General features: G+C 58.6%; 16 protein-coding genes and 5 pseudogenes. 7 read left to right on the plus strand and 14 right to left on the minus strand.

The window, feature by feature from the left end; translation table 11 throughout:
* Nucleotides 1–190: 190 nt before the first annotated feature.
* A pseudogene (locus EN861_RS32765) lies at nt 191–821 on the plus strand (tyrosine-type recombinase/integrase).
* Between the two features lie 485 nt (nt 822–1,306).
* Here the strand turns inward: EN861_RS32765 and EN861_RS32770 are convergent.
* Together EN861_RS32770 and EN861_RS32775 are read right to left on the minus strand one after the other, a co-directional pair.
* On the minus strand, nt 1,307–2,095 hold the full coding sequence (locus EN861_RS32770) for an SDR family oxidoreductase (protein WP_127278386.1): 789 nt from the start codon (nt 2,093–2,095) through the stop codon (nt 1,307–1,309).
* Entirely contained in the window at nt 2,092–2,421 is a 330-nt protein-coding gene (locus tag EN861_RS32775) for a nuclear transport factor 2 family protein (protein ID WP_127278385.1), read from the minus strand. Before EN861_RS32775 ends, EN861_RS32770 begins: the two co-directional genes overlap by 4 nt.
* Before the next feature lie 126 nt (nt 2,422–2,547).
* Here EN861_RS32775 and EN861_RS32780 point away from each other — a divergent pair, with 126 nt between their 5' ends.
* Nucleotides 2,548–3,483 (plus strand): LysR family transcriptional regulator, encoded by a 936-nt coding sequence (locus EN861_RS32780; RefSeq protein WP_127278390.1) that lies wholly within the window; start codon nt 2,548–2,550, stop codon nt 3,481–3,483.
* A gap of 244 nt (nt 3,484–3,727) precedes the next feature.
* Here the strand turns inward: EN861_RS32780 and EN861_RS32785 are convergent.
* Nucleotides 3,728–4,332 (minus strand): annotated as a pseudogene (locus tag EN861_RS32785) (EAL domain-containing protein); the annotation flags it as partial.
* 475 nt (nt 4,333–4,807) lie between these two features.
* Between EN861_RS32785 and EN861_RS32790 the strand changes: the two are divergent.
* Both EN861_RS32790 and EN861_RS32795 read left to right on the plus strand, forming a co-directional pair.
* Nucleotides 4,808–5,200, plus strand: a complete 393-nt coding sequence (locus tag EN861_RS32790) for a helix-turn-helix domain-containing protein (RefSeq protein WP_135867630.1) — start codon at nt 4,808–4,810, stop codon at nt 5,198–5,200.
* 142 nt (nt 5,201–5,342) lie between these two features.
* Nucleotides 5,343–5,483 (plus strand): annotated as a pseudogene (locus tag EN861_RS32795) (IS3 family transposase); the annotation flags it as partial.
* 67 nt (nt 5,484–5,550) lie between these two features.
* On the opposite strand, the gene EN861_RS32800 reads toward EN861_RS32795, so the two are convergent.
* The 4 genes from EN861_RS32800 to EN861_RS32815 form a co-directional block, all read right to left on the minus strand.
* On the minus strand, nt 5,551–6,300 hold the full coding sequence (locus EN861_RS32800) for an outer membrane beta-barrel protein (protein WP_189343789.1): 750 nt from the start codon (nt 6,298–6,300) through the stop codon (nt 5,551–5,553).
* A gap of 230 nt (nt 6,301–6,530) precedes the next feature.
* Nucleotides 6,531–7,943: a hypothetical protein gene (locus EN861_RS32805; RefSeq protein ID WP_127278383.1), complete on the minus strand. Its 1,413-nt coding sequence runs from the start codon at nt 7,941–7,943 to the stop codon at nt 6,531–6,533.
* Nucleotides 7,933–9,186, minus strand: coding sequence for an MFS transporter (locus EN861_RS32810; protein ID WP_127278382.1), 1,254 nt, complete (start codon nt 9,184–9,186; stop codon nt 7,933–7,935). The genes EN861_RS32805 and EN861_RS32810 overlap by 11 nt, the downstream gene beginning before the upstream one ends.
* 48 nt (nt 9,187–9,234) lie before the next feature.
* The gene (locus EN861_RS32815) at nt 9,235–9,960 is read right to left on the minus strand and encodes an AraC family transcriptional regulator (RefSeq protein WP_245464364.1); all 726 of its coding nucleotides are present in this window, start codon (nt 9,958–9,960) and stop codon (nt 9,235–9,237) included.
* A gap of 373 nt (nt 9,961–10,333) precedes the next feature.
* Here EN861_RS32815 and EN861_RS32820 point away from each other — a divergent pair, with 373 nt between their 5' ends.
* The 3 genes and pseudogenes from EN861_RS32820 to EN861_RS36860 form a co-directional block, all read left to right on the plus strand.
* The gene (locus tag EN861_RS32820) at nt 10,334–11,395 is read left to right on the plus strand and encodes a class I SAM-dependent methyltransferase (protein ID WP_348630915.1); all 1,062 of its coding nucleotides are present in this window, start codon (nt 10,334–10,336) and stop codon (nt 11,393–11,395) included.
* A 173-nt stretch (nt 11,396–11,568) separates the two neighbouring features.
* Nucleotides 11,569–12,468 carry a LysR family transcriptional regulator gene (locus EN861_RS32825; protein WP_189343790.1) on the plus strand — a complete coding sequence of 300 codons (900 nt, stop codon included), beginning with the start codon at nt 11,569–11,571 and terminating at the stop codon, nt 12,466–12,468.
* 929 nt (nt 12,469–13,397) lie between these two features.
* Nucleotides 13,398–13,679 (plus strand): annotated as a pseudogene (locus EN861_RS36860) (CatB-related O-acetyltransferase); the annotation flags it as partial.
* A 150-nt stretch (nt 13,680–13,829) separates the two neighbouring features.
* On the opposite strand, the gene EN861_RS32840 reads toward EN861_RS36860, so the two are convergent.
* The 7 genes and pseudogenes from EN861_RS32840 to EN861_RS32870 all read right to left on the minus strand — a co-directional run bounded on the left by EN861_RS32840 (nt 13,830) and on the right by EN861_RS32870 (nt 22,245).
* On the minus strand, nt 13,830–14,135 hold the full coding sequence (locus EN861_RS32840) for a hypothetical protein (RefSeq protein WP_127276345.1): 306 nt from the start codon (nt 14,133–14,135) through the stop codon (nt 13,830–13,832).
* 106 nt (nt 14,136–14,241) lie between these two features.
* Entirely contained in the window at nt 14,242–15,417 is a 1,176-nt protein-coding gene (locus EN861_RS32845) for a PHB depolymerase family esterase (protein WP_127276347.1), read from the minus strand.
* 164 nt (nt 15,418–15,581) lie between these two features.
* Complete coding sequence (locus EN861_RS32850) at nt 15,582–16,484, minus strand: NAD(P)/FAD-dependent oxidoreductase (protein ID WP_135867633.1); 903 nt, start codon at nt 16,482–16,484, stop codon at nt 15,582–15,584.
* 985 nt (nt 16,485–17,469) lie between these two features.
* Nucleotides 17,470–19,257, minus strand: a complete 1,788-nt coding sequence (locus tag EN861_RS32855; RefSeq protein WP_135867634.1) for a PAS domain S-box protein — start codon at nt 19,255–19,257, stop codon at nt 17,470–17,472.
* A gap of 83 nt (nt 19,258–19,340) precedes the next feature.
* Nucleotides 19,341–20,197: pseudogene (locus tag EN861_RS32860) on the minus strand (alpha/beta hydrolase).
* A 183-nt stretch (nt 20,198–20,380) separates the two neighbouring features.
* Entirely contained in the window at nt 20,381–20,692 is a 312-nt protein-coding gene (locus EN861_RS32865; RefSeq protein WP_189343793.1) for a DUF72 domain-containing protein, read from the minus strand.
* A complete protein-coding gene (locus EN861_RS32870; RefSeq protein ID WP_135867636.1) occupies nt 20,692–22,245 on the minus strand; it encodes an FAD-dependent oxidoreductase in 1,554 nt (517 codons plus the stop codon). The genes EN861_RS32865 and EN861_RS32870 overlap by 1 nt, the downstream gene beginning before the upstream one ends.
* Between the last annotated feature and the right edge of the window lie 7 nt (nt 22,246–22,252).

A 22,252-nucleotide genomic window follows, 5' to 3' on the forward strand; every position in this document is an offset into this window, starting at 1 on the left:
TGCCATATCGGCTAAGTGTCTGGTTCTGAGCTGAGAGGAGAGAGCAGACCTAGTGACAGATTCCAGTTACTCGTTTTGCCGAATGTCCGCACTAGCGGACTGTGTTCCGAAAGCGGCTCGGCAGCTACCGGCCCCGCAACAGTCTAGCGGCGTTTCTTTGGTGGCCAATCATGGCCGAAGGAGAAACCAAATGGGACGCTCTTGCTACGACCTCACCACCTTCGATCGCCGGGCATGGAATGCAGGCAAGAAAGTCGGAACGAAACGCCCTCTGAAACCTCGGCAGATATGGGCGATACGCTTCTTTCTCGATCGAGAGCGGCGTCTGCGAGACAGAGCGCTCTTCGATCTGGCGATCGACAGCAAGTTGCGCGGCTGCGATCTCGTCAAGATCAAAATCGGCAACCTCGTTGTAGGACCGGAAATCCGACCTCGCGCGATGGTCATCCAACAGAAGACCGGCCGACCTGTTCAGTTCGAGTTGATGAGCGATGTGCGCTCCAGCCTTCTCGCGTGGCTGGACCGACGCGGCGGTACAGTCGATGATTACGCGTTTCCGAGCAGGATCAACCCAAGGACTCACATGAGCACAAGGCAGTATGCCCGTCTCGTTGACGAATGGGTCGAGGCGGTCGGACTTCGACCAGAGGAATACGGAACCCATTCCCTGCGTCGCACCAAGGCCTCGATTATCTACAAAGCGACGGGAAATCTGCGAGCCATCCAGATTTTGCTCGGTCATACCAAGAGAGAACACGGTCCGCTATCTGGGTGTCGATGTAGAGGATGCTCTCGAACTTTCCGAGGCAACTGAGGTTTGATCAGGCACGGCTCCGCTTCAGGAGTGGAGCCGTGACCAATTTGCGCCTTATGTCGGTCGTTCAGCCTGACCGGCATCGATCCCAAAAGCGGCCGTTCGGTCATGCGGGCAAGCAGCCCCTCAGGAATACCTGGCTTCCGGACATTCCAGTCAATGCGCCTCGTGGGAACGGTCCGTCATAAGCAGCCTCATAGATTGGAGCTGAGAACGCCGTTGGCGGCTGAGTACGGGAACGCGTTTCATTACCGGCGACGGCTTTGCGTCAAATGTCGGCCACACCGATGTTCGCCCCCGCAACGAAGCCTCACCTAAGAACTTTGCCGGAGACAGTCGCTATAGGATCTTGGCCCGGATCGTAAAGGGAACGCCACTGTCGGAGGAAATCCTTAAACGTGCAAGGAAGCGCCTGCATCGCTAGGCGCTCCCGGTCTCGACGACGCCGTGACCGCTTAGCCAGCTCGACCTAGCGTGGACGAGTCCCCGCAATCAAACGGTCGGGACGGTGCCGCCGTCGATGACAAACTCGGCACCATGGATCGAAGCGGCCCGATCCGAGGCCAGATAGGCGATGACGTCGGCGACCTCGAAGGGTTCGGCTCCGCGACCTATTGAAATGCCGCCAAGGCCAGCCAGTACGAGTTGGCGCGCGTCCTCGATACTGCCACCGTTGGCGGCTTGGATGCGCTTGAGAAATACATTGGTCCCCTCGGTCATGATCCAGCCAGGAGAGACGACGTTGACCCTCACGCCCTTGGGACCCAGCTCCTTGGAGATGGACTTGCTGTAAGTCCGGAGCGCGGCTTTGGCGCTGGCGTAGGCGGTGGTTGCGTCGGGAAGCGGCAGGACCGACTGGATGGAGGTGACGTGCACCACCGCGCCGCTTCCCCGCTCGATCATCTGCGGAATCAGGAGCCGGTCGAGGCGGACTGTGGCTAGGAGGTTCAAGTTGAGCTCGGACAGCCAATGATCGTCCGTCAGGGCGACGAAGCCGCCGCCCGGCGTGGTCGAGCCCCCCAGCACATGGGCCAGAATGTCGACGCCGCCTAGACGCTCGACCGCCGCTTTCGTCAAGCTTGCCGCACCCTCAGCCGTTGTAAGGTCCGTCTGGACGAATTCGACGCAGTCGATGGGATCCAGGTCTCCGCGGGCGGAGGTGATCACCCGGGCGCCGCCGGCCAGGAAGCGGTCAACGGTGGCGCGGCCCAGACCCTTGGTGCCGCCGCTGATGAGCACGCGCTTTCCAGCGAACTCGGTCGGATCAGCCTTGATGGTCATGCCGTGATCTCCAGCGCTTTTATGGCGTCACTTTCGAGCGTAAAGCGGTAGGTGAAGCGGATCGGGCTGCCCTTAAAGTCGCCATGGGCAGGGCCTTCGACCACGACCTGACCGTTCTCGTGGCGAACGGCATCCGGCTTGAAAATCGCCCTGACCGGGATCACCGCTTCTTCGAACAAGGTCCGCATTCCGGTGTAGCCTTCGTGACGGCCTTCATCTGCAAAAAGGACCGCGTCGCGCGTGAAGGGCTTCAACATTCCGTCTACATCGAGACGGGCGTTCGCGGCCACATACGCGGCAATCGGGGATGGAAGTTCGGGTGTCATTGTTTTGTCCTTCTTACTGCTGGGGCAGCCTCGAATGGCTGCTTGCGGTTGGCAGTGAAGATAGAGGTGGACAGGTCGCACGATAATGGGGACAATTCGGGATGTTTCATCACGAAAGTCGGGATAATTGTGCAAAGTAGCCTGATGGAATTAGACGCAGTTCTGATGGTTGCGCGCCGGGGCAAGTTTCGCACGGCTGCGCTAGAGCTCGGAGTTTCAACGACCGCGCTCAGTAATGCGGTGGGAAAGTTGGAACGCACGCTCGGCATACGGCTATTCAATCGGACGACGCGAAGCGTTTCGTTAACAGAGGCAGGTCAGCAATTTGTCGCGCAGGTTGCTCCCGCCGTGCAGGACATTCATGAGGCGATGGACGTCGCGCGCTCTCAACAGGCCACGCCTTCAGGCACGCTGCGCATCAACGCCTTTCCGACAGCGGCGCGGGAAATTTTTTCGTGGCTTGTCTTACCGTTTCTGCGCGAGCACCCTCTGGTCCACATCGATATCGTCACGGAGGGACGCCTGGTGGACATTGTCGCGGGCGGCTTCGATCTAGGCGTGCGCAGCGCCGATCTCGTGCCGGTCGACATGATCGCACTGCCTTTGGGGAGTGGAAGGCGTAACGTTGTGGTGGGCTCGCCGCGCTATTTGGAAACACACGGGACGCCCATCGTCCCCCAGGATCTCGCCGAACACTCTTGTCTTCGCGTCCGGCTTCCCGATGGCGCAATCTATCGCTGGCCCTTCGAGAAGGATGGACAATCGGTCCATATCGATGTCGACGGCGCCATCACCCTCGACGAAGCGAGCCTCGCACGCGCCGGCGCCCTCGCTTCCGTCGGTCTCACTCTGGCGATGGAATCCGACGTCCGCGACGACATCGGGGCAGGCCGCCTCGTTCGCGTGCTTGAAGATTGGACACCCACGCTCTCGCCCTTGAGCCTCTACTATCCGAGCCGCCGCAACCCGACCGCTGCGTTCAAGGCGTTCGTCGATTTCGCGCGGCGGCACAGTGGGGGCAGCGAGGCCCTGACGCCATCCATAGGTCGGGAAGCGCGATGAGCCTGGGCACGGTTGCCGCCCTGCATCTGTGCGCTGTCTGCATAAAGCATATGAGTTGCGGAGCAGCTCACAAAATCACGGGACACTACTTGAACAAGTGACCACCACCCAGCGGGCTCGCACGCCAGAGCACCGGGTCAGCGGCCATCGAACGAGACACGCGCTCGGTAAGCCGGTCGTACCCTATGCTCGGGTTAGACCGTCGCGTAGGCACTTTGCAAGCTCAGGCCGGCGTGTGGCGATCTCAGGACGCTGTGCGCATTCGCCGGCTGCTTAAAAACTCCATGATCTTGTATGCGCTCATCGGTCGGCTGAGCGCATAGCCTTGCAAGATGTCACAGCCCAAATCCTTGAGGATCTTGGCCTGCTGCATTGTCTCGACACCTTCGGCGATGACTTCCACCCCCAAGGACCTGCCAATCTGCACGATTGATCCTACGACCTCGCGCTGCTGGTCTGACCCGGCGATTGGACTAATAAGTTGGCGTGCAATTTTCAGCCGTCGTGGTTGCAGTTTGAGCAAGCTGACAATCGACGCGTGGCCGGTGCCAAAATCGTCAATTTCTATGTCGATTCCGAGTTCCTTGATCTGGTTGACGTTCCAAACCATAAGCTCATCGGTATCGTCGAGGAAGATTGATTCGAGGAGCTCGAACGAAACGGTTCCTGGTTTTATTGAAAGTGAAGTCAGGCTGTTGATCAGTTCATCGTCCTGCAGCCGTCTTGCCGAGACATACACCGAAACGCGCGGAACCAACAGCCGGGCTCTTTGCCACTGATCAAAGTCCCGGAGAGCTTGCTCGAGCACTAGTCGGTCAATGTCGAAACGACATTCAACTCTTCCGCAATTTCATCACAGCCGGAAGACTGGTCCAGGTCATCAAGGTGCGGAAGCGCTGATGAATGGCAAATTGCAAGGTTGAATCTCGGTCGGCCTAACTTCCGACCGGTGCAGGGTATAGGAGCAGACTTAATCGAACCTTGGTGCCTCTGCTCAAAATTTAGAAAAGGCTCATGGAGATCAACGCTGATTGTCAGTCTGGACGGTAGATCGACGAGGAAAGCGAAACGGTCGGAAGCGAGTATCGCGCCAAGCGCTGCCACCGGCGGAAAAGGAAAGCGACAAAGCAGTCATCTCAACCCGCAACCGCTATCTTCTGCAGCGCGAAGGCTGCAACCGCCTTTTGTCAGGAAACGACGCATGGCTGTCCTGATTCATGGGGTCGGGTTCGTGTGAACTGACCCCCGAAAGTTGGACACAACCTTCGGGGGTTTTGCATGTCCAGATATAGTGCGGGTTTCAAGCGCTCTGTTGTCGGTAGCTATGTCCCAGGCGCACGGCGATGCCGGGCCGTCGGGCAAATACGATCATTACGACGCGGCGTTCAAGCTGTCGGTGCTCGAGCGGATGTGGAAGGAAGGTCTGTCGCATCGCCAGACGGCGGCACTGTTCAATATCCGCAATGCCGGTTGCCTGACGGAGTGGGAGAAGCGCTATCATGCGGACGGAATAGAGGTGCTCGGCCCACGCCCCAGAGGACGACCCATGTCGAAGCCGACCCCCGCAGTGCCTGTTGCAGCCCGTGACGAGGCCAAAACCCGCGAAGAACTGCTGGCCGAGCTGAAGCATCTGCGGATGGAAAACGCTGACCTAAAAAAACTGGAGGCCTTAACGCAGGGACACGCGCCCAAAAAGCGCAAGCCGTCCAGGCGTTAAGGCCGTTGCATCCGCTTAAGGGCCTGCTCGAACTGGCGAAGCTGCCACGCAGCACGTTCTATTACAGGCAAAAGGCGGCCGCGCGCCCGGACCGCCATGCGATGCTGAAGGAGGCGATCAAGACCATCTTCGACAACCCGGAACCTTCGACACCGTCCAAAGCCTGGACGAAGCCATCACGGACTACATCGACTACTACAACCAACGCCGCATCAAACTGAAACTCAAAGGGCTGGCCCCTGTGCAATACAGGACCCAGCCCTTAAATCTACCAGCTCAATGAACCGTCCAACTTTACGGGGTCAGCTCAATCTGCCGGGCTTTCTTCTCGATGACTTTGTGGCTACAAACTACTGACCCATCCCGAACTTGTAGGTCAGCCTAGCCATCACGGCATCAACCTTTGCCACTGTGCGATAGGTCTCAGGATTAGCACCCAGGCTGCCGTCATCGAACACGTTGTTGCCCGTGCTCGTCTTATGACCGAGGTCAATGTGGGTGTAGTCGACGCCGAGCGAGAGGTTGTTCGTAACGGCGTAGTCGATGCCGGCGCCAAGCGCATAGCCATTCTGCCAATCATTTTTCTCGTAGGTCACGAGAGCGTCGTTGTCTCGGGCTCGGAAATCGACCTTGCCGCCGGCATAACCCGCCTTCGCGTAAATCAGCACGCGATCGAAGGCATAGCCGACGCGGCCAACGACCGTTGCGTAATTCGAGATCTTGACGGTTTCGGTGTCACTGTCCGGGAAATAGGGACTGGTGATGGTTTTTCGGATGCCCGTTGCAGTCCAGGTCGCCTCGCCTCCCAGCACGAATTGCCCCCACTGCCATTGCGCGCCTGCATGAATACCTCCAGCTACGCCGGCTTTGTTGAAGTCAAAGCCTTCCGTGCCGGCCGGAACGGCGTCGGTGAAAAACCCACCGTTCGGCTCCGTTACGTCCGTCGCCGTGATGTCACCATTGGCAACGCCGAGGTGGCCGCCGACATAGAAACCGCTCCAGTCGTAGGCCGACCCAGCGATCGGCGCGACCATGTCGGCTGCTGAGGCTGTGCTTGCCGACAGGGCAGTAAAGGCGATAACTGCTAAGAATCTATTCACGATTTTTCTCCCAACCCAAGACAATCCCTCGCATATAGCAATAGCCGGGACGGCTCTAAAAGTGTGTGATGTTTTTGCCACAAAGACATATTAGTTGCCACTATGAAGCATGGAGAGGTTCGATATCACCCCGGCACTTGCGAAAGGCAAGATAATGCCAAGTACAGCCCGATAGTCGGCACTCTTGCCGAGGATTCGGCTGACATTTAGCTACGGGCAGTCGCCCAGTCTTAGGAAAAGGCCCATTCTGGATCGCTTGGGGCAATCGCTCGCTCCCGCAGCAGTGAGCCAAGTTCAGTCCACGAGGGATCAGAAACGAAACTGCTCAGACCTCCACAGGCATCAGCGAAAGGCATATCGCCGAAGCGGTCGATGACCTTGCTGGTTTCGCCTATGCTGCCCTTTCGGATCGACTCGAATGGATTCTCATCGCATTCAATGACGCGATGCCCCCAAGCTCCTGGCACATCATCGCTCGCGATAGCGCGTCGAAGGTCCGCATCCATGTCTGCGGTCTCTAGAGCCCGACAAATGACGTAGCGCATCAGGGGATAGTAGACTGGCTGGTGGCTGCCTCCAAGCGCGCGCACCCCGGGCAGGATCGACAGGACCAGAAACATGAGGAGCAGATTCGGAACAAGGCTGCGGTTCGCTAGCCGCTCAATGATATCGGGAGCCGCGAAGCGAGCTACCTTCGTTCTGGTCGCCAGATTGACGAGTTCTCCACCCACCATGCGCAGCGGCAGGCGCTTTCCGTTTTCATAGTACCAAAAGAAATCCGTACCGCGTGCGAACCAGCCACCCCAGGGGCCAGCCCCCAGCCTGTCGATCTCGTCAAGGATATTCAAAGCCAGCTTTGGGCTTTCCAGCAACCTCGTACGCAGCCAGGAATCCTGGTCTGATAGGTGGTCCGCCACCAGGTCGGCAACATCCTCATCGTCGATTTGCAGGAAGGCAAAGCTCTCTCCGAACAGATTTGGCCAGAGGATACGATTGGCTGCCTTGATGGCATGCGCAGGCCGCTCGAACTGCGTCTTCGGCAGAAGGCTGCGAAGCAGGGCGGGGGCGTCTCCCTCGGCATTTGGCTCCGTTGGCACCAGCTCGAACCGGTATGATCCAGGCCCGGTCAGAAGGCTGTAGCCGATCATCTGGCTTCGGCTGAGACCGAACACGTTCACCGGCTTCCCGTCAATCATGATCCAGCCTGGCCCCTTGCGGGGCTTTTCAACGAGACTCACCGTTGAAACGGCATAGGAAACGTAGGTCGAGCAGCCATGCGCCGAGAGGCCAAGCAGGCTGAAGATATGCGTGTAATAGGCCTCTGGCTCCATGAGGAGAAACAAATGCGGGCCGGTCTGCAACACGCGGCGTTGTTCTAGATCTTTGCATATTTGGGAGACGGCGTTGATCGGCAATCCGTTTCGCGTTCCCGCGTTCCTGATCGTGTCGAGCAGCCTGGCAAGCGCGCGGCTGCGAATTTCGGGTTCCTGTTTCTGGGCAGGCGCTTCGAACAAGCGGGACGCATAATCGCGAAGAGGGCGGCAATGATAGGAGCGCGTCCAAGGATAGAGCGCCGCCAGAGAGTCCAGCACCGCGTGCTTGGCGCCTGTGTCGGTCGCTAGCTCGTCCACCTCACGGTTCATCCTTTCGCTGCGCGATGCCGATGCTCAATGCAGGAATGCTGATAAGGAGCAACACTCCGAATCCGAAGAAGATCGTCGAAGGAAATACACTCTCGCCTATAACGCCAGCGATGCTGAAAATCACCAGTCCGAGCGCGACAGCGAGACTGTGCATGACGCCCTTGGCCCTGCCCAATACATTGCCATGCATCCGCGACTGCAGTGTGACCTCGATACTCACCCGGCCCAGATTGTAGAGAAACCCCAGAGTGGCGAAGACGATCAATGTCCAGGGCGCCCGTAAAGTGATCAACGACATCCACGCGAGCGCCGTTGAGGCCAACAGCATGAGGTGCAGTATAGGACCACTGATCGCTCGTGTCAGCCTGACGAGAACAGCCGCCCCAATAACCGAACCAGCCGACCACGCGGCCTCAAGGTAGCCGAAATCGGCGGCGGTGCCTTGCTGCTCTTCGAAGACGAAGCTTGATCCGATCACCGTGACCAGCACCGCGCCTCCATAGAGAAGGGCATAGGCGGCAAACAGACGAAGGAGATTCCTGTCCATGTTCGGTGCCAGGCCAGTGGCCGTTCTGACACCTTGCGGGGGGAGGCCTGGCCGCATCCAGAAGAGTGAACCGGCTGAAACGAGGAACAACAGGGCGAGCACCAAGAACGTCAGGGCAGGGGAGCGCCCACCTAGCAACGACCCGGCTAGCAACGCTGCGCCGAGGCTGCCAAACTGCATGGTGAAGAACACGGTGGAATTCGTAGTCGCAAGTTCGGCGCCTCTCGTCATGAGCGGGATCATCGCTTGCGAGGCGGTCAGCGCGACACGATCGCAAATCGAAAAGAGCGCCGCTGACACGCAGAGTGTCAAAAAGGCGTCCAGATACAGCACCGAACAAGCCGTAGTGAGCAAGATGGCAAAGCGACCGAGGTCGGTCGCGATGTTCAATCGCCGTCGGTCAAACCGGTCCGCTGCCAGGCCGGCCAGAGGGCTTGCGACGAGTTCGACAACGCTGACGGTCGCAAGCAGTGCCGGCACGCCGGAGCCTCCGTAGCCTGCTGTGACAACAGTCCAGGCGGATGCGATGTAATAGCCGTTTCGACCGACTGCCGCTGATAGCGTGCTGGCCAGGAATCCAAGCCATAGCCGGGACTGGACGCCTGATCTCAGGTTAGCGTGAATTTGAAGTGTATTTGACAAGGGCGCATCCAATCGACGCTTGTCATACCCGCTGCCCAGATTGATGCTTAACAATCACGCCTGATTTTTCAGTTCGTTGCTGAAATCACCGGAAGTATTGAATCAGATCCTGGACCGGCGGCGGTATTCCGTCGGACTGACGCCGAACGCCCGCTTAAAGGCGATCGTGAAATGGCTTGAGCTGCCGAACCCGCATTCCAGCGCGATCTCCGTCGCCGACAAATTGGTCGATCGCAGCAGGTCGGCGGAGTGATCCAGTCGACGCCGTGCGATGAACGCATGTGGCGTCATCCCGGTCGATTGCTTGAAAGCCCTACTGAAATGGAAACGGCTGACACCGACCTCCTTTGCCAGATCGGCGAGAGTGGGAGTCTCGTCCGACGACGATTCGATCATTGCGATCGCACGTTTGAGATCGAAGGCCGACAACCCGCCTTTTGCCGGCTCATGATAGTGACCGTTGCGCCTGACCATCTGAACGAGCAATTGCATGGCCTGGCTCTCGACCATCGTCACGCTGATCGGATCGGGCTGCCTGAGCTCGATGGCGATCCGTTGCAGGGCCATTTCCACCGTGCTGTCCCGAAATCCGATCGCAGCCGGCATGTCACCCGAGCGATGGCGCACCATCCCGCCGAACGCTTCGTCGGTGAACCCTTTTTCAATCGAGATGAGCAGGTAGGCGGCCGTCGGCTCTCCTTCGTCCCACCCCGTCCAATCACTGCCGGCAGGCATATGGATTACCGAGCCAGCCCGACGCGGCGAAAACGAGATCCGACGCCCGTCGACGAAATCCTCTCCGCGGCTTGCCGCCCCTTTCAGGTTCATCAGAAATATATGGCCCGGGAACGAAATTGCTGTTTCCTGGCGCTCCAGACCAGTTCTCCTGATCAAGTCTGCCTGTATGTGGCCCCAGCTGTCATGTTGGTGTGTAAGCGTGTGGTGCTGTGAACGGCGGATCTTGTTGGGATCGAGGCAAGGAGTGTCCACGGATGGGAGCAGCCTTCATACTGAGAGTAGCCCACCCTCCCGTGTTTTGCCTAACCAGAGGTTGCTGGACAAATCACAACTAACTTAGGATTGGTAGAAGATGTGACTTTAGTAAAAAAATGGCAATCGTAGGAAAGCCGCTCATTTTCTGCAGGCCTACCAGTGCCCCGGCCAAGACTCGAAGCATTTTTAAACATTAGATCTCTCTTAATTGAGTGAAGTTTCCTGTCGAGCTCGTGGCATCTCACCAAAGCAACGGTGCGGGAGGCATAGTGCGATGCGAGGACTCAACGACTTCCTGGCCGAATGCGACCAGGGACCACGGATCAACCAGCTGGCAGGTTTTTTCGCTGCAACCGCAGCGGGCAAAAGCGGGATGCCAGTTCGCAAGCCTCAGGCCGATACACGCCTTCTGCCCAGCGATGAACTCCTGCGCGATCTCGTTCGCCTGCACGCCGCCCGGCAAGGCTTTTTCGACCAGCATTATCACGGCAGCATTCCCTACAGATTGGAGGAGGAGTGCCGGATGGCCTCCGCGGTGCTGACCTATGCCCGGCGCCGTGGATCCGCGCTGTCGCTGTACAGCCTTGGAACAGCCGAAGGTACGATGGCCAGAACCCTGTCTGAATTTTCGGACGGGCAGATTCTTTCGCTGTCCTGCAGCCCGAACCCCGAGAACTACAAGTCCTTCGTGGCCTATGGCGAACCGGCCCACGCCGAATTCTTCATCGGCCCGTTCCACTGGTTGACCAAGGATGCGCTCGGATCGGATCGGCGGCTGACCAAGTTCACGCAAGGCTTCGACGTCATCCTCGAGGACACAACCTTTCAGATGTATTCGCCTAACAGGCCCAAGCAGATCGAGTTCGTAACCCAGCACCTCAAGGACGGCGGAATTTTCGTCTTCGTCGAAAAATTCAGGGCCGCCGATGAAAGCGACTATCAGCGCCGAGAGTACCAGAAGGATTACGGCTTCAAGGCGAGGTACTTCCCCCCGGACGAAATTGCAAAAAAGAAGACGGACGTCCTGGGGACCATGTTCAACAATGAGGTGACCCTGGCGGAGATGGCGCGCTCCGTAGGTGAGCATTTCAGATACTGCACGATGACGTGGAACAGCGGCAATTTCTGCAGCCTTGCGGCAAGCAACAGCAAGGAAAATCTCAATCTCTACGCCTCACAGATGTCGACGCCGGCCATCCCGCATGAATATGTCTACGAGATCAGCCTCTCTGACGCAGCGACGATCGCCATGACGGACAATCCGACATGACGCAGCCATGGGGTCGCAGCTGCGCCGAAGCTCCAGGCGGCCGGCAACACTGTTGATCGCCTGAGTGCCGCCCGTCCGCAAAACGGATCCGATCGCATACCCGCGAGACAGGCAACCTCCCGCGGCGGTCACGAAGCTCTAGCGAGATGACGCGGAACGGGAATGCTATTCAGTTGCTGACCTACGCTTTTGCGGCCATGGATCACGGCAGCATGCGTCAGGCCGCAATAGCCCTGAGGGTCCAGGAATCCTCGGTCAGCCGTAACGTCGTCAAACTCGAACAGCTACTCGACATGCAACTGTTCGAGCGCGATGTGCGCGGCGTTCGGTTGACGAAGACAGGCCGCGCCTGGATCGAAATCGTGCGCGCTCACTACGACGGCCTGCTCGATGCTTTCGCCGAGCGTGTGCGCGATAACAAGGATGCCAAGACACTCCGGATTGGGCTGTGCTGGGTGACAGGCGGAGAATTCCTCAAATGCCTCATCGAGCGTTTCGGCAAGCTGTACCCGGACATAACCTTGACCATTGAGGATATCCCATCGGGCCAGTGCCTTTCTGCAATACGCCGCAGGTGCTTCGACCTCGTGTTCACACATCACACTGGCACCGCCAAATTCTGCAGCAGCGAAGTCTTCTGGCAAGAACGCCTCTTCGTGCTACTGCCGTCCTGTCATTCTCTTGTCGAGAGGCCGGTGCTCAGATGGTCCGACCTCGCGGACATGCCTCTGCTCGTCCCGATCGGGCTGGAAGGGCCGCCGTCGGACCTGTGCCTGCTCGAACGCATTGCGGCCGGTGGCGGTCCGACCGTTCATGCGTGTCACGCGAACCAAGCGACGGTCATCTTCCAGGTGGGACTGGGGCAAGGCGTCACCTTGGCCGAGGCGAGCTATGCCAGGACAGTCGCTACCGATTCTGCCCTGTGGAAGCCGCTTCGCGGGAAAAACAGCGTCAGTTCGATTAGGGGCCTGTGGCTCGGTTCCAATCCAAAGCGGGCTGTGCTGCGTCTGGTCGGGCTCGCCAAGAACATGGCGGGAGCCGCTCAAAGACCAGGGCGCACCAACTGCCCCTAGAGGGCCAAAGCCGTCTTGAGATCGTTGTGCTCGAAGGCGCTCGCCATGCGGTTTGATCTCGACTGATCGGGCGATGATCCGTGATACAAATTGAACTCGTAAACGTAAAAAACATGATGGAAACAACGCATTGGTTATCGGGTCGATCCCAGCCATAGGCATGGGTGTGGATGACGTCGCCTTGCCGGCGGCCAGCGCCGTCGAGACGATGGTTGGGTAGATCTCATCCGGGAACGACTCAAACTTCACATGGATGTCCGGGTTCTCCTTGGTGAAATCGGCAAAAAATTCGTTCTAGGCGGCCTTGTCTTCCTGGCGCCAAGTCCAGAACGAGATCTCGGTTGCATGCGCCACGCCGGCTGCCAATGCGAAAGACGCGGTCGCGAATGCTCAGGTTGAAGGCGGAATTCGACTGCAGTCGGTGCTAGCCGCAGGTCAAGATCACGCTCCTCGAAGTCGACTCCGAGGGATGAAGGTCGGCGACAAGATCGCTTGGCACCGAGAGGTTCCAGGGATGACTGATCGACTGAAGCATCTCGGCGCAGCTGGCGGGCAGACTGCTTGCCGAAACGACCCTCTGAGTTGGCAGGATGTGGACTGGATGATTGCCAGCGTGCTATTCGCGTCCAAGTGTTCATGGCGGAGCAACCATGTCGAAGCTGACCATTTGGCTGCGCAATAGACGCCACCCAGTACCGAAAGATACCAAGCTGGGGCGCCATACTTTTGGCATCGACAACGGCCTTAAGATCTTCGGGTGCAGTCCTGAGGCGCCACTTGAGATCGGTTCGTTTTGCTCCATCGCCGACGAAGTGATGTTTCTTTGCAGTGGGAACCATCCAACGACATGCGCGACTACTTCCTTCGCCCCTTCGAAGATGCTGGGGAAGCCCCCGTTTAAAGACCCCAGCGGACGGCGAGGAATAACGATCGGAAATGACGTTTGGATTGGCAGACGGGCAATAATTCTGCCTGGAGTGAAGATCGGGGACGGCGGCGTTGTCGGAGCCCAGGCCACGGTGACGAAAGATGTGCCGCCCTACACGATTGTCGGGGGGAATCCCGCCAAAACCATTCGCCTCCGTTTCCCGGCCAAAATCATCTCCAAGATGCTGGTAATCCGCTGGTGGGACTGGGATGATGAGATGATCCGGCAAGAGGCCCACTCCTTAACCGGGCCGATCGACAATTTCGTTGCCAGGCACGGCTAGGCAGCGCCGTGTCACGATTAGCCTTGGGCGCCACGAACCATTTTAGTTCGTGGCCTAGAGGGGCAAGGACGCTGCGCGGGCTTCGGGACCAAACCACAATGCCTCATGCGCCAGTAACGCTTGCAGGTCGCTATGAACACACGGAGCTGTCTAGACGAGCCCGATAGGCATGTAGCGGATTATAACCTCGTCCTGCCGAAATCTTCGTTCGAGTTCCGCGCGCCGGTCGTGCCAGTCCGCCAGCTCGAGTTCCTCGGCCATCACCTCGAAGATAATGATGTCGTCTCGGGCAGATTCCGCGCCTTGCAGCCACAGGCCCTCTGCAGGGGCCTGAAGATAAGCCGTAACGCCTTTAAATCGGTTCGCCAATTCCTCCTTTACCCGATCGAAATCTTCCCGCGCGAAAGGCCGGCCATCGTTGTCGGCTCGGGGAAGCAGGATTTGGATAAGGTGCATACCGCCACTCGCTGAATGGCAGTCAACGCTTACGAAGTCGACCGCGTTCCATTGTGCAAGAGCTAGGCTCCGCTCAGCTATTCACTGAGAGCAATGACTGTTATGCCTACTCCATCAGGCCCGCCAAGCGCAGAGCGTCCTGGATGACTTTCTGTAGGGGTTGAGCCCTCGACCCGTGCAAGTCATCCAGAACCGGTTCCGCAGGCCTGGCCTTCGCCTGTCCCTTCGACGCTGCCCGAAGATGAAATGCTGATGGCGTCATGTCGGTCCTTGGCGTAGCTAACCTTGGCGAAGCGGGCCTCGCCCTGGCTGACGCTCGCGCGTCGTCGACATCGCCGAGACCCCAGAACTGCACTATCTCCTGGGTTGAAGAGATTCCTACGTCGAGCATGTAAGGTCCGGCCATGCCGAGGCCCTGCCCGACGGGCGTGCCGTGACCCATGCCGTCAATCATATTTATCTCGATCTTCACTTCTCCGGCTTCGTCAGCCCAAACTTGCCTGCTTCGTCCGCGCTCGCTCGTCGAATGGGTCGGCGCCTTGGCGAGTTTGTGCACGCCGCGCCACTGGGCAGCGATGGACTCCGCGTTAACGGACGCCACAGTGCGATCGGCGGAACCCTGCCAGATCGAAATCCTGGGCCACTGTTCATTGTTCATGGAGGCTTTCCGCACAAGCCGCTGCAATTCTTGCTCGGACGGGCCGCCGTGGCCGCGCATGCGGTCGAACGCCTCAGGAATGGTTGTGGCGCAACCGAAGGGCAGACCGGCAATGATGCCGCCGCCGGCAAACACTTCAGGGTAGGTGGCGAGCATTGCCGCCGCCATGGCCCCGCCCGCCGAAAGACCGGTAACGAATATCTGCTGCCGGTCAAGGCCGTACGTAATGACCATCGTCTCGATCATCTGCCGGATCGAATGGACTTCGCCGCGATCGCGCGCAGTGTCCCCAGGCAGGAACCAGTTGAAGCAGAGGTTGGGATTGTTGGCGCGTTGTTGCTCGGGATAGAGAAGCCCGAAACCGATCTGCTGGGCGAGTTGGGACCATCCCGAGTGGTAGTCGTAGCCGACGGCGTTCTGGGTGCAACCGTGCAGTATGACGACGAGCGGCGCGCCTTCGGCGAGGTCATCTGGTCGATAGTATCTTGCCCGTAATCCGCCCGGATTGGAGCCGAAATTTTCGAGGGTGGAGAGGCGATCGACGGATGTGAATGAGACGGGGTGCCTATTTTGTTGCGCGCGCAGTGCCCTGAGGCGCGCAATCGTATCGGAGACTTTTCGCAATTGGCCCGTCCTTCTATTTGAACCTCCGGGTTGAAGGGCGTGAGTGCAACGCGCTCGCAGCAATTTCGTTGCTGCACCGCACAAAAATTGCGGAGATTGAAATAAGCCCAGCGGTCACCCTCAAGCCGACATCGCGCCGACCGCTTCCGTACAAGCGCGCCGCTTTAGTCCGTCGTTGCAAGATAGTTGTGCATGTCGGTGGCGGCGATTGCCGCGTGCCCGAACGCGACCGCAATCTGGTTGATTTCATCGACCACGTCCCCTGCGGCATAAAGGCCGGCTATGCCGGTGCGCTGGTGCGAGTCCACCACGAGATTGCCGGCGCCGTCGCATTCCGCGCCGAGATCGATGGCGAGCTTTGAGCGTATGGTGCAACCCATGGCAGGATAAATCGTGTCGAATGAAAGCGATCTGCCGTCACGCAGGCTTACCCGAGCCCCCGGACCGGCAGCCCGTACGGAATCCGGCAGGCATTCTTCCACCCTGACGCCAGCCGCTTTGAGGAGTTCGCCCGTGGCGGGGTCAAGGCCTGATATCGCGTCGGTCGCCAGTATAGTGACGTCGCTTGAATAGGTCTGCATGAACAGGGCCTTTTTTGTCGCCTGGTCTGCCGGACCGATCACGGCGACACGTTTGTCGATGACCTCGTAAGCGTCACAGACCGGACACAGCCGCATCGATCCTATTGCGATCATGCTGGCCGCATCCGGAGTGTTCGGGAGCGTGTCGACGATGCCCGTAGCGAACAGCACCGCGCGAGCCCGAACGGCGAACGACGCCGTGGCGACAAAATCGGGGCCATCGCGCCGGAGAGCGGTAACTGTACCGTCGATAAGGTCAACGGTGCCCGTCAGGGCCTGTTGTCGCAGTCGTTCAAGCAAATCTACGCCCGAAATGCCGTCCGGAAAACCAGGGCAGTTATGGCTTACGGGTATCCACCTCGCGCGGCTTTCGCCGGCGTCGACGACCATGACCCGGCGGCGAAAACGCCCGAGATATGTCGCGGCAGCCAAGCCGGCCGGACCGCCCCCGATTATGAGACAGTCGCACGCCCGGCCTTGGCTCAACTCGTCGTCGTCTTGGAGATGTAGGCGACCGAGCGCCGTAGAAACAACGCCCCCTGGCAGGTTACGGTCTGGGGAAGTGGACTCTCGCACTAGCTATTCGACGAACCGGGCATCGCTCGGAGCTTCGATTGTGGGCCCCCGCACACTCCCGCAACGAATGTCATGCTTGCCAACCAAGTGAGTGCGCATCGAAACCTCTCGCTGAATCCAGACCTCTACGTTCGCGTGCCCATTTTGTTCCCTAATGCCCAACCGCCGAAGTAACGACATTACGTTCGATGAGGAGCACGTTGGAAGCGTTTGCCTTGGGCGAGCCGCGTTGCATCGTTTTGATGTTTTCTGGTCGGCCTGTCCTGATCGATGGCGACACGATCATTCTCTACCGAACACACTCCGGCTGGGATTGCCAACATCGACGCGCCGGAAATACCCGAATACCAACGCGACGCGGAACTTCGGCTTGGTCTGACCGCCAAGCGGCGCATGGCCAACGCGACCATTCTCCATTTACTTGGTCGACCCGGCCAGCGGCAGATCGCCGACCGCTACGGGCGCATGCTGGCCACTATCGAGGTCGAAGGGAGCAGAAGTCCTGGCGCTGGACGGGCAAGCCCCAGGCCTTTAATACGGTCGCTCAGTCTCGCCGCCTTTTGAGACAACGCCTGTCCAAGCGCATCCCGGCCGGGTGCGGAGCGACAGGAAGCCGTCCTCCAGCACGAGACGGCAGGACGGCCTTACATCAATCATAACGGTCGTCGCAGGGAGCGGATGCGGCCGTAGCGATCCTGGCGGCAGGTTGAGCCACGAGGCTGCGGGGGGGGGCAAACACCACAGCTGCATTGGGAAGACGTCGATCAAGTCGCGAATTTCTCAGTTTCGCGGCATGCTGTGGACCTCGAGCCTAACCGGCCCGCCCCGATCGCCGGTCCGTGAGACGAGCCAAAGCAGTGACGGCCCGGATTTGCCCTGGGGAGCGCCCAATGATTTAAGCCTCAGTTAATGAGGCCTCCACCGCAGTGAGCGGGGCTTCCAACGTCCAGACAATTCCATGCTCGTCGTAATCGAGATTGCCCTTTCCTCCAACCGCCTCGGGAGCAACCCGCTTTAGCACCACAATCCCAAATCCGCCCTGTCCAATGGTCTGAACTCTTGGGCCATCTGTTTCATTCCATGTAAGCTGGAATAGCCGCTGAGCGCCCAAACCCGAAACGTCCCATGTGACCGAAATTGCTCCACGATCGCCCGATAGCACCCCGTATTTGGCCGAATTGGTGGCCAGTTCGTGAAACGCTATCCCAAGATACTGGACTGCATTAGCGTCCAGAATAACGGAGGGTCCAGACACGGAAATCCGGCCCTCATTGCCGAATGGTTTGGTCTGCGACAACAGGAGTTCCAAAAGGCTAACGCCCTTCCACTCGCCCGTAACAAGCAGATCGTGCGACCGCGATAGAGCCATGATCCGCTCGCGAACCTGCCGTTCGAAGTCCGTCGGATTTTCGGCTCGCTTGTTGGTTTCCCTGATCATCGATAGAATCACGGAATACTGGTTTTTGACCCGATGGTTGACCTCGCGCATCAGCATTCGGATGCGATGCTCACTCTCTTTCGCTGACGTGATATCCCGGGCGATCTTCGACGCGCCGATGATCTGCCCGGCTGCGTTGCGCACAGGCGATATCGTCAGCGAGACGGGGAAGAGACTTGCATCCTTTCGCTTCCGGACCGTTTCGAAGCTCTCAACCCTTTCACCGCGGCGGATGCGTTCAATGATACGGGGTTCCTCGTCCTGATGGTCATCGGGGATAAGCATCGTCACGGATCGCCCGATGGCCTCTTCGGCGGTGTAGCCGAACAGCCGTTCGGCACCGTGATTCCAACTCGTAATGATCGTGTTCAGATCTTTGCTGACGATTGCATCGAACGAGGATTCCACAATCGCTGAGAGATGATGACGCACCTCCTCGGCCCGTTGGCGGTCAGTAACGTCGAGCAGCATGTTGACTGCGCCAATCAAATTGCCGGTCTCGTCTTGTATCGGAGTTGGATAGGGCTGAAACGGGAAGAATGACCCGTCCGGACGTTGAGCTACGGCCTGCTGGCCGTAAACGGGCCGGTTCTCCTGGAGCGCAATTGCCATCGGGCATTCGTCGTGCGGCAGTTCCTTGCCGTCGAGCGTGAACAGCTTAAAGGTGACACACCATTTGTCCTTACCGATTTCGGGCTCCCGGCCTGCAAGGTTCGATGCGGCGCGGTTGTAATAGGTGATCGTGCCATGCGCGTCAGTAGTGTAAATGGCGACGGGAAGCGCATCCAAAATCTGGTGATAGGTACTGTCCTTTTGTCTCAACTCGCTGCGGACCCGCTCCAGGTCGGTCACATCAACGGTGAAGCATCTTGTGTTGACCAGCTTGCCGTCGCGGAAACTGCCACTTGACGTGATTTCGACGTGCTTGATCGAGCCGTCAAAAGCTCTCAGCCGCGCCGGATACCTCGCAATCTTTTCGCCACGGAGCAGGCGATCCAGAATATCTTCGATCACCTCCGGGTCTGAATGAAACTCGGCAATATGGCGGCCGACATATTCCTCTGCAGGGTACCCAATCAGGTCCAGTTCAGCGTTGTTGGCATGTAGAATGACGCCATCTGCACTGACCAAATGGAGTGCAACACCACCGTTCTCAAAGAAATCGTGATAGTCAAAATCCCCGCCGGATCCGGAAGGTCCAAAGTCACCTAAGGCGACAACGTTGCCCAGTTGTCGTTCGCTCATCCCAATTCCTTTTCAGCTTAACCTCTGCAAACGGAGTACGCGAAAATTCGTTCCCTGTGTCACCAGAGTGGATCCGATAAGACTCAGGGCTGATTATAGAAAGCTCTGAAGGACGCTGCGAGAGCAGCGTCTTCGGCGACGTGGTGCCCGCTTTTGATTCCGTTGCCGCGTACGTCCGCCGCCAGCGCCTCCAGATCTCTACAGGGTCCCCATAGATCTGCTCGAGGTCATCGTCGAGCGACCAGAGGCAGAGCATTGGACAACGCACCTTTCGCCCAGCGCCTCGATCTTCGCGGTCATGATGATGGTCAATCCTGATGCCAACACGATAGTCCTCGACCATGCCATGGATCACATCGGGATCATGGATGAGCGACACCAACTCGTCATACGCCTCGCGTCCCATGAGCTCTGGTCGCAGGGTGTTGTACCAAGCCATCGGGTCGGCCATTATGGCCCGTTCTGGCTTCTCGGGCTGCGCGAAGAAGAACCAGTGGAACCAGTCGTAGGCGAATTGCCAGTCAGTACGTTCCAGATGCTCAATAACGGGCAGCCCGTCCACGACAATCAACTTTCGCACCACTGCGGGATGATCCATCTCCATTCTGAAGGCGACGAGACTGCCACGATCATGTCCGGCGACAAAAAAGGCGTGGTGGCCTAACCGTTCCATTAGGTCTACGAGCGCAAAAGATTTCTCCCGCTTCGATGAAAACCTGCTGCTGGGATCGTCTACCCGTTGGTAGGAGCGTCCGAATCCCGGAAGGTCGGGGCATACGACGCGAAAGTCTCCGGATAGCAACTCCGCAACCCGCCCCCAAGTCATATGCGACCGAGGATGTCCATGGATGAGAAGTAGCGGCGGGCCAGATCCTCCGTGCCGTAACCTGATCGGCCCGCGTTCAGTTTCAACTATCTCAAGTACAAAATTTTCGAACATACCGATAAGGAACTCCCGAAACGCGCGATGGTTCGCCTCCATGCTTTAGCTGACAATGGCCCGCAATCATGCTCGGGGCGGCCTATCTGGCAATGAAAGAACGGCCGCAAGAGTGACGCTTTAGCTACTGGCGCATTGGACAGGCTCGACTTGTTCGAGCACCCGGCGCATGGTCATAGCATTTTAGGGCGCAGAGCCCTGGCAATCGTTGTTGAAATAGACCCAGGCTCTTCGCGCGCCGCATTGCTTGATTCTTACGGCCCACTCGGTCAGCTCGTCGTCCGAATAGTCGTGCCGGTACCAGCGTTGCGGGCCGTGCAGCCGCAGGTAAACTTCATCAGCGGTGCGAACCAGATTGGGTATAAGACCGTCGTCTTTCAAGCGGTAATGTGTTTGCTTGCGAGAGCGCCCGAGCCCATCAACATCGTCATTTGATGGCCGCCGCCAGCCGGTAATCTTCTCGTCGAGCTTCTTTCCGCGTTCGACTATGGACATCATTTCCCTTCGGCAGGTCGGCCCGCGGGCTCTAGAGGCGCGACAGCAGGGCCGTTGAGTACGGTGCCGTCGGGAGCGAAATGCGAACCGTGACAAGAGCAGTCCCAGCACTGCTCGGTGGAATTCCAGACCACTTCGCATCCTGAATGCGTGCAGACGGGTGAAAGCAGATGCAGTTTCCCGCTCCTGTCGCGGCAGGCGGCAATTTTGTGAATGCCCTCGCGCAGAATTCCGCCTTGACCAGGGACAAGCTCCTTTAGTGACTTCAATTCGCCCGGCAGCAGATAGCCGGCTAGATTTTTGACCGCGGAGAGGTTTTCCCGGACATAGTTGACCACGCCGGAGGACATCTTGCGCGACGGCTCATACACTGCGGCCAAGGGGTTCTCCTTACCCACGATCAGATCCTTCAGGAGCATGCCCGACAGCGCGCCGTGCGTCATGCCCTGGCCGGAGTCTCCCGTCACCACATAGACCGACTTGCTGCCGGGATTAAGCCCGATGAACGCGCAGTAGTCGATCGTGTCGAGAACCTGCCCCGACCAACGCGTCACCTCATTGCCCAGAGCTGGCACGAGCGCACGTATCCAAGCCTCGATCGCCTCAAAGCGAACGTCGCCATCGTCGGCTTCGCCGGATTTGTGGTCGGCGCCTCCGGCTATCAGGTAGTCGACCGAGCCGGGCCCGGGATCCATTCTGACGTAATGATAGGGGTCGCCGGTATCCCAGAACAGCGCGTCGGGTATATCACCCCGCGGTAGGGTGAATGCCATAGCATAAGTACGATATGGCGACATTTTTGTGTGAAGCTGAAAGCGGTCGTTGATCGGCGAATTCGTTGCGACCACCGCCGACGCCGCTTCGATCACACCGCCATTCACCGTCGAGACCAGTACGCGGCCCTCTCGCAATTCCTCGACGGAAATAACGGGGCTATTGGCAAACATGCGACCGCCCTTGTCGCGGATCGCCGTGGCTAGGCCACGGAGATAGCGAAGCGGGTGGAAGGTGGCCTGGTTGGGATAACGGAGCACGGGCGCCGTCTCGAAACCTTTCAGAGGCACGCCGGTCACCAACTCGGCCGCCGCTCTCACCTTTCGTGCCGCATCGAATTCCTGTTTGCGCTGATCCCGGGCTTCTTCCAGCCCAACCCCCATCGCGGGAAAGAGAAATGCATCCAGCCGTCGAAAATTGCAATCGATCGCCAGCTCTTCGACATTCTGCTGGATGCGTGCAACTGCGGCTTCCTGGCTTTCCTGGAAGAGCCTAGCGGTCTCTTCGCCGCGCAAGTTGATCAGCGCGCTCAAGCCGTCATCGCAGATCGGCGCCAGATGTGCTGTCGTCCGCGATGTCATACCGCCGGCGATTGCACCGCGATCGATAACGATCACCTTATGCCCAGTGCTGGAAAGCTCGTACGCGACGGACAGCCCAGCGATCCCAGATCCAATAATCACGGTATCGCAGCTCTTTTTTCCCAAGAATTTCGGCGCGTCAGGATAGACGTCGATCTTCATCCAGAGCGATCGGGTTTGTTCACCACGCGCGTTCATCAAAAAA

It is taken from the genome of Mesorhizobium sp. M8A.F.Ca.ET.218.01.1.1 (genome assembly GCF_004791165.1).
Lineage (GTDB): Bacteria > Pseudomonadota > Alphaproteobacteria > Rhizobiales > Rhizobiaceae > Mesorhizobium.